Source organism: Pseudomonas sp. QL9, from assembly GCF_041409665.1.
GTDB lineage: Bacteria > Pseudomonadota > Gammaproteobacteria > Pseudomonadales > Pseudomonadaceae > Pseudomonas > Pseudomonas knackmussii.
The window spans coordinates 4,114,384-4,126,770 of sequence record NZ_CP166971.1 but is presented as its reverse complement, the minus strand read 5'-3'; the positions used below and the strand labels follow the sequence as shown (position 1 = coordinate 4,126,770).

Below are 12,387 nucleotides of genomic sequence, written 5' to 3'. Positions count from 1 at the left end.
CTGGACCGTGAACGCAGAGGGCGCGACCACCTGCACCGGCACCCTGCACACCTACACGAGCGAGGAAATGCGGAGCCTGTTGGGCTCCGATCTGACCTGGGATCAGGTCGCCCAATTGCGCGGCGAAGTGCTCGGCCTCTTCTGCATCGCCTTCGGCTTCCTGGCCCTGAAACGACTCATCAAATAGCGAGGTAACACCTATGAACCAACTGAAAACCCACCTGCAAAACGGCGCTTTCGCCTTCGGTCGCAAGGCCGCTGCGGTAGCCGCTCTGTCCATCGGTGCTGTCGGCGTCGCCATGGCTGACGTCCCGGCCTCGGCCACCACCGCGCTGACCACTGCCGGCACCGACACCAACACCATCGGCTGGGCCGTGTTCGCCGTGCTGGTCGCCGCCGCGGCCTTCAAGTACATGCGCCGCGCCCTGTAACCCCCACCCGGCCTAGGCAGCCGAAGCACCGAACCCCGCTCCGGCGGGGTTCTTTCTTCTGGAGACACTGCAATGACCGTCCAATGGTATGTCCTCATCGTCACCACCCTGGCGTTTGCCGTGGTGCTGTTCGGGCGGGTCTGACCATGCGCCGTTACCTCGCCCTTGCCCTCGTTGCTCTCGCGCTCCCGGCGCTCGCCACTGAGCGCGTGCAAGTCGATCCGTACATCAAGGCCGGTCCCGGCTATACCGCCGCCACCGGCTCGATCACTGGCTATGTCCCATCGAAGTCGAATCAACAGCTCCTGATGGAGGCCGAGCGCAAAGGTTGGCTCGGGTCGGCGTCGGTTAAAACTCCGGTCACGATCAAGCCTAAGGTGACAGTCCCTGTCGGCGGTTTGGTTGGGAAGTTGAAGTCCGGTCTAAAAACCAACGCCGGTCAGCTGATGCTCAGTGCCGCTGTCTCTGGTGCAGTCGCCGGCGTTGGTTGGGTGATGTCGGACGACAACACGAAGTTGCAGCGTAAACAGGAGAACGTGGACGCCAAGCCAGTCAACGGGCATTTCACCTTTGCGCCCTCTCAGATCTGCTTCAACCTGCCTATTGCCCAGACACTCAACAAGATCAACATCACGGTCTATGAAGGCGTTACCTACGCCGTGATCGTTACGCAGTATGGCGGGATTCCAAGCGGTTATACGCAGGCACCCAATAACTGCACGCAAACAGCCAATGGCTATTACCCGACCACCAATGGTTGGCAGCAGTCGGCGGCTAAAGCGATATCCATTGCGGATATTCAGACCTCCAAGCTCGACCTGACTGATTCGGATTGGGCCGCGCTTGATCCGTGGGTGGCTGCACAATCTGCTGATTGGCTGAAAACGCTATTAATGGACACCTGTGGCGGCTCCTACGGCACGCTGAATCCGCAGGCTTGCTACGACGATCTGCAGAAGCAGTCGAAGGCCATCATCAGTGGCCCCACCTCGGTCCAAGGTCCGAAGCAAACCACCACTGGCACCTACAACCGTCCGGACGGCACGCTGGGCAGCACGGCCACCACCACCGGGACCACCTACAACATTCGCTACGGCGATACCTACTTCGACTACGACACCGTCACCACCAAGACCACCACGCAAGATGGTGTGCAGACCGGCCAGGAAACGACTACCGACCAGGGCGACCCGCAGCAGAAGCCGGACGAAGACAAGCCGGAAGAGGAGAAGCCCGAGCGCGAGGCCGCTGGTAGCGAATGCGACGTACCGCTCTCCTGCTCGGGCGACGCCATCGATTGCGCGGTCCTGACCCAAGACAAGGCCCTGCGCTGCGCCTACGAAAAGCAGAACGACTACGACAAGCACAAGGACGAAATCAAAGCCGCTGTCACCGGCCAGAAATTCGAGATCGACGACAGCAGCGAAATCCAGATTCCGTCCTTTATCAACCAAGGCACGCGCTTCCTGCCTGCGGCTTGTCCGGCGGACAAGTCCTTCTCCCTGCAAACCGGCGGCGGTCGCACCTTCACGCTGACCTATGGGCCGCTGTGCTCCCTCGCCACTGACCTTGGCTACCTGATTGTCATCGCGGTCGGGTGTTTCTGCGTGCTCTACGTCGGTCGTTCCCTCGGAGGTGAATGATGCAATACGCCTTTATCGTCCAGATGCTCCTAATCATCGCGGTGCCCATCGTGAAGATGGTGCTGCGCGCCATTGGCTTCGCCGTTGTCAGCTACGTCGGCTTCAACCTGCTCATCGATCAGGCGCGCAGCTACCTGATGGCCGAGATGGGAAGCGTCGCCGTCCCGGTGCAGCAAATCCTCGGCCTCGCGAAGATCGATGTGGCGATCAATATGTACCTCGCCGCCGTCACCACCCGCGCCCTGATGGCCGGATGGCTGAAGGCGCAGGACCGTCTCCGTCGGCAGGTGTGGAATCCGCCGGGCCGCGACTACATCGACGCCTAAGGGGGACCGGCCATGCTCTATATCCGCACCGGCAAACCCGGCCACGGCAAGACCCTCAACACCATCCGCGAAGTCGATGCCAAGGCGAAGGCGGAAGGTCGCGTCGTGTACTTCCACAACGTCGCAGGCCTCAAGCCGGAGAAGCTCGACGCGGCCTGGTTCGAGTTTGATGACCCGCTTAAGTGGTACGAGCTGCCGCACGACGCCATCATCGTCGTCGATGAATCGCAAGGCTGGTTCGGCGTGCGCGACCCGCGCAACCGCCCGCCGGAACACATCACCCGCTTCGAGACCATGCGCCATCAGGGTCACGAAGTGCATCTCGTGACCCAAGACCCGCGCTACATCGACGTCCACCTGAGGCGCCTGTGCAACGGCCACATCCACTACTGGCGGGTCTTCAAGTCGCAGCAGCTCCTCCGCTTTGAATCGGAGGTGGTGATCGAGAACGTCGAGAAAAAGACCAGCTTCAAGGACGCCGACAAGACCGTCCTCAAGCTCGATAAGAAGTACTTCGGCGTTTACACCAGTACCCAGGCCAAGCACCACTTCGCCTTCAAACCGCCGAAGAAGATGATTTTGGCGCTGGCGGTGATCCTGGGCGCGGCGTTCATGGTGTACCGCGCCTATGAGCGCTACCAGCAGGGGACCAAGCCGGCGGAAGCCACTGCCCCGAGCAAGCCCGGCGAAGACAAGGGCGTGGTTGATCAGGCCAAGTCCATGGTCGGCTCCCTCATCAATCCCAGCGGCGGCGCCGACGCACCGAAGGCCACGACACCCGAGCAGTACATCGCCGACCGCAAGCCAAGGATTCCTGACTTTCCAGCCTCGGCGCCGTTGTACGACCAACTGAGCACACCCGTCAGTCGACCTCGCATCTACTGCCTGTCCACCAGTGATCCGCGCTTGGTGGAACGCCGCCCGCCGGAGACGGTACGGGACGGCACGTCCTGCCAGTGCTACACGCAGCAGGCGAGCAAGTTCGCCACCTCATTCGACTTCTGCCTGAGCGTGGCCAGGAACGGCTATTTCGATCCAACCATCCCCGACCGAGGCACAGGGCCTGAGTCGCGCGTGGCGCAGCAACCGGTGCCGGTCCAGCCAATCCCCGACCCCGCCCAGCAGCAGGCCAGCAACGGCGAAATCAACGGGCCAAGGGTGACGATCATCCCGCACGAGAAAGGGGAATTCCTGTGGTAGCCGGCTGGCTCCGTTTTGCGGTTGGAGGCGACGGAGGAGCCCCACCGCAAACCGGCCAGCCGGAGCGGTCGACGTCCCTGTAACACGTCAGAAAGCTCACCTAGTCCCGTTTCGATTCGTTGCTATTCGGAGTGTTTGAGAAATGAGTAAACCGACCCATCAAGTCCGCGTCGTGATGAAACCGGACGGCCAAGTTTTCGAGTCGCCCGAAGGGCGTTTGTTCTTCAACGATAAAACCGTGAAGTGGACCGATTTGTCCGGCGTGCGCTTCCTGCGCTGTGGCGTGGACACCGTTCGCCAGCTCTACAACGGGCTGATTCGTCCCGAGGTCATGGCCATCTTCGACGAGAAAGACGACCTCGTAGAGTTCGCGGGCTATGAATGGATGAAGGGCCGTATCGGTCGGGATTCGGGCTATCAGTTCCGGCTGCAGAACGCAGACCTCGGCATCATCCTGCTCATCAAGAACCACAACGTGAAGCTCGAAAACATCGGGCCACATCTCAAGTTCGAAATCTCGCCGCACGCCCTGGATGGCGCCGACCCGCGCATCCTGCAAGGTATGCTCGACGACCTCGCCGCCGCTGTCCTGACCGCCTGTGAAGCCAACCAGTGCGCCGTCCATATCGCCCTGGACGTGCAGGGCTGGACGCCTCCCGCCGATCTGGTGGACCGCATGCATTGCCGCGCCCACCGCGTGCGCCAGATCAGCGGGATTCAACGCATCGAGTTTGACGGCAACGCCTCGGTGTATGGCCGTGGTGAAACGTACATGTTCGGTTCGGCAACCGGCGTGCAACTGTGCATCTACAACAAGACCTTGCAGGCACGGGCTACCGACAAGCTCGATTACTGGCAAAGCGTGTGGGCCACACTGAACGGCGATCCCTTCGGCGATGGCGAACCCGCCTATAACCCGCTGGAAACCGTGTGGCGCCTGGAATTTCGTTTCCACCATTCGGTGGTGGAGCAGTTCGCGCAGGGCTCCACGCTGTCCTCTGGTGAGGTGATTGGCTGCAGAACCTACGAGGGGCTGTGTCCGCATCTGCAAGGGCTCTGGCAATACGCCTGCGAGAATTTCCGGCTATTGGAATCGCGCACCACCTTCGATCCGTTCTGGTCCCTTATCAGCCAGGACGTGCGGGTCCAGGTCGAAGCCGATCCGCTCATCGAGCGCACCGAATACCGGCGCTACTACAAGACCGCGCAAGGCTTCTCTGGTCGTAACTGCGAGATGTTCCTCGGCCAGTTCATTAGCCTGATTGCCCGGGAGCGGATACCGGCAAAAAAGGCCATCGAGTCCGCCCGTAAATTGGAGTTCTGGCACGTGATCGAAGACCACTACCTGAGCAAGGGTTGGACTCTGAAGGAATTCGAACGGCACATACACCGGCTCATGTGCGACCGATACCTCAAGAAGGGATACGCGGTGTAATGAGCATCACCAAGCTCCCCGATGGTCGCTGGTTCGTTGATGTCGAACCGATCAAGGGCAAGCGTTTCCGCAAACGCTTCAAGACCAAGGCCGAGGCGCAACATTTTGAGGCCACGGCGCGCCAGAAATGCGCTGAAAATCCAGGCTGGAGCATCAAGCCAAAGGATCGTCGACAGCTCTCCGAGCTGGTCGAACTCTGGTATGAGTTGCATGGGCAGACGTTGGCTAACGGCCACCGCTGTGTCGCGATTCTGCGGCTGGTAGCGCAAGACCTCGGCAACCCAGTGGCGGCGAATCTGGACCCGGCGAAAGTGGCTCGCCTGCGAACCAAGCAGATCAGCCAAGGCATGTCGGGCAAGTCAGCAAACAACCGGCTGGGCTACCTCAAGTCCATATTCAATGAACTGCGGCAACTGGGTGTCATCGACTACGAGAACCCCATCGGCAGGATGCGTCCGCTGAAGCTTCAGGAAAAGCCCCTCACCTACCTGACCAAGCATCAGGTTTCAGAGCTGCTCGCAGCGCTCGACGCACGCGAAACGTCGCCTCATCCGAAGATGGTCGCCCGCCTCTGCCTAGCTACTGGTTCGCGTTGGGGTGAAGCTCAGGCCCTGACACCGGAACGGCTCAAGGGCAACACGGTGGTGTTTGCTAACACGAAGTCAAAACGTGTTCGGTCGGTGCCGATCTCGGAGCAATTGGCCAAAGATATTCGCCAGCACTGGAAGACTCACGGCCCTTTCACGAATTGCCTTGGCGTGTTCCGGCTGGTGTTGTTGTCCACCTCGATCAAGCTACCAAGGGGCCAAGCCAGTCATGTGCTACGCCACACCTTCGCCAGTCACTTCATCATGAACGGCGGTCACATCGTGACTTTGCAGCACATCCTGGGGCATGCGTCACTGTCGATGACGATGCGCTACGCACATTTGTCTAAAGACCATTTGTCTGAAGCTGTGCGGCTCAATCCGCTTTCAGGGGAAACTTCGCCTGCTTCTAGTGCAACGTATCGACTTTAACTACAGCCAAAGCTCGATACTTTTGCAGAGATTCCAGTATCAACAAGCAGCTCTCGACGTGGCGAATTATTTCTTGAATTCTTTCCAGCGCGTCGTTGGGTTCAGTTTTTTTCTCTGCAATTTCAAGGTCATCCATTGCCAGAGATAAGCAGCAACAAGCGATGCTCAACCCCCGATTGAATCGTTCGTCATTCATATCAACCTCGGTTGACGACCGAACGGTGGCGGGCAATTCCGCCAAGGCTCGGACATGAAATTTCTCAACCATCCTCTCTATTCAAATTTATAGCAACTGATTTACTCCTCACCTTTTCGTATAAAAAAACCCGCAATGTGTGAATTACGGGTTTTCCCCACTTAGACCGATTACAGAATTTGTACTTGCTCGGCCTGAAGTCCTTTGGCCCCGGGAGCCACCAGGAAGCTTACTCGCTGGCCTTCCTCCAGGCTTTTAAAGCCACTCGACTCGATCTCATGATAGTGCACGAAGACGTCTGGACCATTTTCAGGGGTGATGAAGCCGAAGCCCTTCACTGTGTTGAACCATTTGACGGTACCGGTTTGGCGACTAGCCATGATGTTTTTCTCCAAAGCAGGAATACCCAGTCGTCAGGACTGAGACTGACTGAATGCGAAGTGAAGAGGTGCCGAGGAGATGAAAGTCAACTAGAGAACATCAAGACGGGGCCGCTAGACCAAGCAGGCAGATTCGTAGAATACCGCCGCGCGGATGAATTGATAGATATTTCGCTCAATCACTGATTATTCGGATAGATGGTCCGCATTTCCACCAGATACATGGACAAAACCTGTATATTCAAGAGGGCTGCTAATTTTGCCACCCGTCATGAAAGGGTAAAAACATGTCCAACGAACTGTTAGATAGTGCACGATCGGAGATAAACGCGAAAACTGAATTATTTTTATCCCAAGGGGGAGAAATTCAGAAGGTTCCAGCTGGTAAGACTGGCTACAAGCGTCCGCCGCTTTGGACGAAGTCCCCTGAGAAAAAGCCCGAAGCCTGATTTGAACCCAACGTTGCGTTGATCCTTCGACACTTTTTCGACACCTTTCCATCCCCCCAAAAGCAAAGCCCCCGAAACGCTAGGCATTTCAGGGGCTTGGCAGGGTGTTCTGGAGCGGGCGAAGGGAATCGAACCCTCGTCATGAGCTTGGGAAGCTCAGGTAATGCCATTATACGACGCCCGCTTGGGGGTGCCTTTTTACCAGAAGGCTTGGGCTTAGTGAAGCCTTGGCCGCTGCCGCTTCGCATACTGCCTCTCCCCTCCCCTTATGGGTCGTGCCAAATACGGCTTGGGCAGGTATCTTCGAGCGCTTTCGATTTTCGGATTCGAGTGAGACAGGTGATGAGCCGTTCTGCCATGCGTGCTGCCGCGTTGGGGTTGGGTCTGCTGTGTTCGGCAGCGGCCTTGGCGCGGGTCGAGGTCAAGCCGGTGCAGAACCCTTCGCTCGGACCGACGCTGGCGGTGCGCATCACCGAAGACATCGCCGTGGGCGACTACGAATTGCTGATGCGTGGGCTGAAGGACAACCCCGGTAAGTTCTCGCGCAAGATCGCCCTGCTCGACTGCATCGGCGGCAACCAGGACGAGGCGATCAAGATCGGCCGGCTGCTGCGCGAGACCGGGTTCGACACCTGGGTCCCTAGCCATGGCGTTTGCCAGGGCACCTGCGTCTACGTGCTCGCTGCCGGGCATTCGCGGCGGGTACGCGGTTACGTCGGCCTGCATCGCCCCTACTTCCCTGGCGGCGACTCCTGGCAGGACGAGCGCGCCGGTCGCTACAGCCCGGCGGCTTATCTGCGCGAAATGAATGTCGCGCAGAGCCTCCTGGACGACATGTCGTCCATTACCCCAGGGCAGGTGCGCCTGCTCTCCGCCCAGGACCTGGCGCGTTACCGCCTCGACTGACGCCTCTGGTACGACGGTACTCCTTGTAACACGCCGTGCCGGCATTCCGCCGGGCGCTCCGTAGCCGCACTGCACCTGATCTGCTCTAGGTCAAGAAATGGTAAAGGCCGATTGCCGACATATGGCGGACGGCTATTATCCGGAATGCTTTTTGCTGTTCCACAGCGCGGCAGTCCAGACACTTCCGCAAGCATTAAAAAAAACGGAGCTACACGCATGTTCAAGACCTTCGGCAAGACCCTGCTCGCTGTTTCTCTGGCGGGCGCTGTGGCTGGTATGGCGCAGGCGGACAACAAAGTGCTGCACGTGTACAACTGGTCGGACTACATCGCCCCGAACACGGTCGATGAGTTCTCCAAGGCCACCGGAATCAAGGTCGTCTACGACGTCTATGACAGCAACGAAGTGCTGGAAGCCAAGCTGCTGGCCGGCAAGTCGGGCTACGACGTGGTGGTTCCGTCGAACAACTTCCTCGCCAAGCAGATCAAGGCCGGCGTCTACATGCCGCTGGATAAGTCCAAGCTGCCGAACTGGAAGAACCTCAACCCGGATCTGATGAAGACCCTGGAAGTCAGCGACCCGGGCAACAAGTATGCGATCCCGTACATGTGGGGCACCATCGGCATCGGCTACAACCCGGACAAGGTCAAGGCCGTGCTGGGCGACAATGCGCCAGTCGACTCCTGGGACCTGGTGTTCAAGCCCGAGAACATCGAGAAGCTGAAGCAGTGCGGCGTGAGCTTCCTCGACTCGCCGACCGAGATGCTGCCGGCGGCCCTGCACTACCTGGGCTACAAGACCGACACCAACGATCCGAAGCAGATCAAGGAAGCTGAGGGTCTGTTCCTGAAGATCCGTCCGTACATCACCTATTTCCACTCCTCGAAGTACATCTCCGACCTCGCCAACGGCAACATCTGCGTCGCCATCGGCTATTCCGGCGACGTCTACCAGGCCAAGGCTCGCGCCGTGGAAGCGAAGAACAACGTGAAAGTGCTGTACAACATTCCGAAGGAAGGCGCTGGCGCCTTCTTCGATACCGTTGCCATTCCGAAGGATGCCGAGAACAAGGAAGGCGCGCTGCAGTGGCTGAACTTCCTGCTTGATCCGAAGGTGATCGCCGAGATCAGCAACGCCATCTCCTACCCCAACGGCAACTCCGCCGCCACTCCGCTGGTGAACGAGGAAATCCGCAATGACCCGGGCATCTACCCGAGCGAAGCGGTGATGAAGAAGCTGTACGCCTTCCCGGGCCTGCCGGCGAACACCCAGCGTCTGATGACCCGTACCTGGACCACCATCAAGACCGGCAAGTAATCCGCTCCACGCAGGACGCAAATCGCACCAGGAAGGTGCAAATCCAAAACGCCCGCCCCGCTTTCGCACAACGAACGGGGCGGGCGTTTTATTTCTGCATTCCCCTTCGCGAACCCTGTTCGATATTCCCGAACACACCGCCCGCTCAAGGACGCGGTTGCCGCCGACTCCGTGAAAATGTTCAGTATAATTTTCATGAACCAGGGTGAGTCGTCAAAAATAATGGACCGATTTTTATCGGCATTACATTTTTAAACTTAAAAATCAGCACTTTACGACATAACCGCGTGCTCGGTTCGGCCATTATTTTTGACGATCCAAACCGAAATTGTTTGACATATTTTACGGCTCTGGCAGGCTGGTGGACAGGTTTCGACCGTATTCGGGCTTCCTAGGTCCCGTTTGCGGCAGTGCTCGGAACCCCAGGTAGCGTCCCGCCGGTCGCGCCTGCACAGAAACGACAGGCCGCGCCTGTCTCAAGGTGACATATGTCCAACAGCAACATTGGCAATAAGAATCAGAAACTCCGTAAACCCGTCGTCCTGATGTCCATGGGCTACCAGGAACGCAAGGGTCACGACTACCAAGTGATGACCCACAAGTACATCACTCCCCTCGCCGAAATCGCCGGGTGCGTGCCGGTCCTGGTACCGACCTGCTGCGGTACCGAAGATCTCGAGCAATACCTCGACATGGCTGACGGCGTGTACCTCACCGGTGCCGGCAGCAATATCGACCCGACCCTCTACGGTCAGGAAAACGCCACCCCCGAGAAGGGCCAGGACAAGAACCGCGACCTGTTCGACCTGCCCCTGATCAAAGCCGCGATTGCCCGTGGCCTGCCGATCTTCGGCATCTGCCGCGGCATGCAGGAAATCAACGTGGCGCTGGGCGGCGACATGTACCAGAAGCTCTACGCCGAGCCTGGCTTCAACGATCACCGGGAGAACCCGGAAGATCCGGTGGATGTGCAGTACGCGCCGGCGCACAGCGTGCAAGTAGCTGCCAACACCTGGCTGCACAAGCTGCTGCAGAGCGACACCATCCAGGTCAACTCGCTGCACGGCCAGGGCCTGAAGACCCTCGGCAAGGGCATCGAAGCCATCGCCCACGCCGAAGACGGCCTGGTCGAAGCGATCCACGCACCGAGCATTTCGCCCTTCCTCTTCGCGGTGCAATGGCACCCGGAATGGCAGGCGGCGAAGAACCCCGATTCGGTGAAGATCTTCGAGGCCTTTGGCGACGCTTGCCGCCAGCAGGTAAAGAAGAAGCAGGCCCGCTACGGCAACGCTGCCTGAGCGAGAGCCTGAAATGAAAAAGCCCGGCATTGGTCGGGCTTTTTCTTGCCTGTCTTTTGTGTAGCTGCGAGGGGAACGCCTGCGTTGTCTTCTGGGTCCCCGCGTTCGCGGGGATGACGCAGGAGAAGCCACTCCCAGCTGTCACTCCCGCGAACAGGGTTTGCGCTGGTCGGAATAGGACTGGCCCTAAAGACGGTTGCGACTACTACAGCAGAACCTTACTGGGCGGGTGCGTTGGGGAACACCCGCTGGATGCGCTCGGCCAAGGCCATGGCGCGGTCGCTCTTGGTGAACAGCAGCAGGTAGTCGTGATCGGACTTGGCCGCCGGCGCGATGCGGAACTCCAACGGTCCCTGCACCACCTGCTGGCCGACCGGTACCTTGAAAGTCGCCACGCAGTTGAGCACGCCGCTCTCCCCGTCCTTCTCGGTCACGGCGCCCTCGCTCAGTTCGGCATCCTTGAGCAGTGAAGCACGCCCCTGCAACGGGCCATCGGTGAACACCTTCACCAACTGGTCGCGCATGTCCTTGCTGACGCAAGCCTCAGCATCCTTCTTTGCGCCACAGGCGCTGAGCAGCACCGCGGCGGCGATCAGGGGCAGCAACTTGTAGTTCATCTTTTCCTCGGGACGGTCTTTGGTGCGGTTTGGAGTGCTTGGCGTAGGAAAAATTCCGGTGAATGCGATAGAAAAGTCTCCGCTGCCAGTAGGATTCCGGATAAATGGCCTTCAGCCATCATCCATGCTGCCGTTAACCGTACACGGATTATTGCGCCTGAAGGATCGCACGCACGCGCCCCGCCCTCTCCATCGGAGACGACAATGCAAGACGCCCCAAGCGATAACGACGTCTACAAGACCCTGCTGGAATCCACCCGGGCGATCCCCTGGAAGATCGACTGGAAGACCATGACCTTCGCCTACATCGGCCCGCAGATCGAGCAGTTGCTGGGTTGGAGCCAGTCCAGCTGGGTCGGCGTGAACGACTGGGCGGAGCGCATGCATCCGGAGGACCGCGACGCTGTGGTGGCCTTCTGCGTCTCGCAGTCCCAGGCCGGCACCGACCACGAGGCCGACTATCGCGCGCTCACCGCCGACGGCGACTACGTGTGGATCCGCGACGTGGTGCATGTGCAACGCGATGCCAACGGCGAGGTGCTGGCACTGATCGGCTTCATGTTCGATATCAGCGAACGCAAGCGAACCGAGCAGCAACTGCTTCAGCTACAGAAACAGCTGGAGGAGTTTTCCTTCAAGGACGGCCTCACCGGCATCGCCAACCGGCGCATGTTCGACTCTGTGCTGCAGACCGAATGGGCCAGCGCGCAGCGCAGCGGCCAGCCGTTGTCCCTGGTGCTGCTGGATATCGATTATTTCAAGCAATACAACGACCACTACGGCCACATCCAGGGCGATGAATGCCTGCGTAGCGTCGGCCAGGTCCTGCAGCAGGCGGTCAGCCGGCCGCGCGATTTCGTCGGCCGTTTCGGCGGCGAGGAGTTCGTGCTGATCCTGCCGGAGACCTCCGGGGAGTCGGCCATCCTGGTCGCCGAACACTGCCGGGCCCTGCTGCGCGAACGCTGCATTCCCCACGAGAAGTCCGCCATCGCCTCGCTGCTGACCATCAGCCTCGGCGTCGGCACCATCCAGCCCCGTCATGGCGAACGAGCGCTGGACTTCATCGAACAGGTCGACCGCCTGCTCTACAAGGCGAAGCAGAACGGCCGTAACCGCCTGGAAGCCGCCTGCTGGGGCAACGCCGAGCAACTGGCCGAGCAGGTTTGAGGC

General features: G+C 59.4%; 14 protein-coding genes and 1 tRNA gene. 12 read left to right on the top strand and 3 right to left on the bottom strand.

Annotation, left to right across the window (positions count from 1 at the left end):
• The first annotated feature begins 7 nt into the window (after positions 1-7).
• The 7 genes from ACA097_RS19370 to ACA097_RS19340 all read left to right on the top strand — a co-directional run bounded on the left by ACA097_RS19370 (position 8) and on the right by ACA097_RS19340 (position 6,054).
• Complete coding sequence (locus ACA097_RS19370; protein WP_371365314.1) at positions 8-187, top strand: hypothetical protein; 180 nt, start codon at positions 8-10, stop codon at positions 185-187.
• 13 nt (positions 188-200) lie between these two features.
• The gene (locus ACA097_RS19365; protein ID WP_371365312.1) at positions 201-431 is read left to right on the top strand and encodes a major capsid protein; all 231 of its coding nucleotides are present in this window, start codon (positions 201-203) and stop codon (positions 429-431) included.
• Between the two features lie 146 nt (positions 432-577).
• Positions 578-2,074 carry a virulence factor TspB C-terminal domain-related protein gene (locus ACA097_RS19360; protein ID WP_371365310.1) on the top strand — a complete coding sequence of 499 codons (1,497 nt, stop codon included), beginning with the start codon at positions 578-580 and terminating at the stop codon, positions 2,072-2,074.
• Positions 2,071-2,400, top strand: a complete 330-nt coding sequence (locus ACA097_RS19355; RefSeq protein ID WP_371365308.1) for a DUF2523 domain-containing protein — start codon at positions 2,071-2,073, stop codon at positions 2,398-2,400. The genes ACA097_RS19360 and ACA097_RS19355 overlap by 4 nt, the downstream gene beginning before the upstream one ends.
• A 12-nt stretch (positions 2,401-2,412) precedes the next feature.
• Entirely contained in the window at positions 2,413-3,600 is a 1,188-nt protein-coding gene (locus ACA097_RS19350) for a zonular occludens toxin domain-containing protein (RefSeq protein ID WP_371365306.1), read from the top strand.
• Between the two features lie 142 nt (positions 3,601-3,742).
• Positions 3,743-5,035, top strand: coding sequence for a hypothetical protein (locus ACA097_RS19345; RefSeq protein WP_371365304.1), 1,293 nt, complete (start codon positions 3,743-3,745; stop codon positions 5,033-5,035).
• Positions 5,035-6,054: a tyrosine-type recombinase/integrase gene (locus tag ACA097_RS19340; protein ID WP_371365302.1), complete on the top strand. Its 1,020-nt coding sequence runs from the start codon at positions 5,035-5,037 to the stop codon at positions 6,052-6,054. Before ACA097_RS19345 ends, ACA097_RS19340 begins: the two co-directional genes overlap by 1 nt.
• A 366-nt stretch (positions 6,055-6,420) precedes the next feature.
• Here the strand turns inward: ACA097_RS19340 and ACA097_RS19335 are convergent, their stop codons facing one another.
• Entirely contained in the window at positions 6,421-6,630 is a 210-nt protein-coding gene (locus tag ACA097_RS19335) for a cold-shock protein (protein WP_371365300.1), read from the bottom strand.
• 287 nt (positions 6,631-6,917) lie between these two features.
• Here ACA097_RS19335 and ACA097_RS19330 point away from each other — a divergent pair, with 287 nt between their 5' ends.
• The gene (locus ACA097_RS19330; RefSeq protein WP_371365298.1) at positions 6,918-7,079 is read left to right on the top strand and encodes a hypothetical protein; all 162 of its coding nucleotides are present in this window, start codon (positions 6,918-6,920) and stop codon (positions 7,077-7,079) included.
• A 110-nt stretch (positions 7,080-7,189) separates the two neighbouring features.
• On the opposite strand, the gene ACA097_RS19325 is transcribed toward ACA097_RS19330, so the two are convergent.
• Positions 7,190-7,263: transfer RNA gene (locus tag ACA097_RS19325), tRNA-Gly, on the bottom strand.
• Between the two features lie 158 nt (positions 7,264-7,421).
• On the opposite strand from ACA097_RS19325, the gene ACA097_RS19320 reads away from it, so the two are divergent.
• From ACA097_RS19320 to ACA097_RS19310, 3 genes are all read left to right on the top strand, one after another.
• Entirely contained in the window at positions 7,422-7,985 is a 564-nt protein-coding gene (locus ACA097_RS19320) for a hypothetical protein (protein WP_371365296.1), read from the top strand.
• A gap of 216 nt (positions 7,986-8,201) precedes the next feature.
• A complete protein-coding gene (locus tag ACA097_RS19315; protein ID WP_043254441.1) occupies positions 8,202-9,302 on the top strand; it encodes a polyamine ABC transporter substrate-binding protein in 1,101 nt (366 codons plus the stop codon).
• 488 nt (positions 9,303-9,790) lie between these two features.
• Positions 9,791-10,600 carry a gamma-glutamyl-gamma-aminobutyrate hydrolase family protein gene (locus ACA097_RS19310; RefSeq protein WP_043254442.1) on the top strand — a complete coding sequence of 270 codons (810 nt, stop codon included), beginning with the start codon at positions 9,791-9,793 and terminating at the stop codon, positions 10,598-10,600.
• 218 nt (positions 10,601-10,818) lie between these two features.
• On the opposite strand, the gene ACA097_RS19305 is transcribed toward ACA097_RS19310, so the two are convergent.
• Positions 10,819-11,217, bottom strand: a complete 399-nt coding sequence (locus tag ACA097_RS19305; RefSeq protein ID WP_043254443.1) for a hypothetical protein — start codon at positions 11,215-11,217, stop codon at positions 10,819-10,821.
• A gap of 204 nt (positions 11,218-11,421) precedes the next feature.
• On the opposite strand from ACA097_RS19305, the gene ACA097_RS19300 reads away from it, so the two are divergent.
• Complete coding sequence (locus tag ACA097_RS19300; protein WP_043254445.1) at positions 11,422-12,384, top strand: sensor domain-containing diguanylate cyclase; 963 nt, start codon at positions 11,422-11,424, stop codon at positions 12,382-12,384.
• Positions 12,385-12,387 lie beyond the last annotated feature (3 nt).

Coding starts and splice junctions, on each gene's coding strand:
- ACA097_RS19365 (WP_371365312.1), top strand. CDS start 201: ATGAACCAACTGAAAACCCACCTGCAAAACGGCGCTTTCGCCTTCGGT.
- ACA097_RS19360 (WP_371365310.1), top strand. CDS start 578: ATGCGCCGTTACCTCGCCCTTGCCCTCGTTGCTCTCGCGCTCCCGGCG.
- ACA097_RS19355 (WP_371365308.1), top strand. CDS start 2,071: ATGATGCAATACGCCTTTATCGTCCAGATGCTCCTAATCATCGCGGTG.
- ACA097_RS19350 (WP_371365306.1), top strand. CDS start 2,413: ATGCTCTATATCCGCACCGGCAAACCCGGCCACGGCAAGACCCTCAAC.
- ACA097_RS19345 (WP_371365304.1), top strand. CDS start 3,743: ATGAGTAAACCGACCCATCAAGTCCGCGTCGTGATGAAACCGGACGGC.
- ACA097_RS19340 (WP_371365302.1), top strand. CDS start 5,035: ATGAGCATCACCAAGCTCCCCGATGGTCGCTGGTTCGTTGATGTCGAA.
- ACA097_RS19335 (WP_371365300.1), bottom strand. CDS start 6,630: ATGGCTAGTCGCCAAACCGGTACCGTCAAATGGTTCAACACAGTGAAG.
- ACA097_RS19330 (WP_371365298.1), top strand. CDS start 6,918: ATGTCCAACGAACTGTTAGATAGTGCACGATCGGAGATAAACGCGAAA.
- ACA097_RS19320 (WP_371365296.1), top strand. CDS start 7,422: ATGAGCCGTTCTGCCATGCGTGCTGCCGCGTTGGGGTTGGGTCTGCTG.
- ACA097_RS19315 (WP_043254441.1), top strand. CDS start 8,202: ATGTTCAAGACCTTCGGCAAGACCCTGCTCGCTGTTTCTCTGGCGGGC.
- ACA097_RS19310 (WP_043254442.1), top strand. CDS start 9,791: ATGTCCAACAGCAACATTGGCAATAAGAATCAGAAACTCCGTAAACCC.
- ACA097_RS19305 (WP_043254443.1), bottom strand. CDS start 11,217: ATGAACTACAAGTTGCTGCCCCTGATCGCCGCCGCGGTGCTGCTCAGC.
- ACA097_RS19300 (WP_043254445.1), top strand. CDS start 11,422: ATGCAAGACGCCCCAAGCGATAACGACGTCTACAAGACCCTGCTGGAA.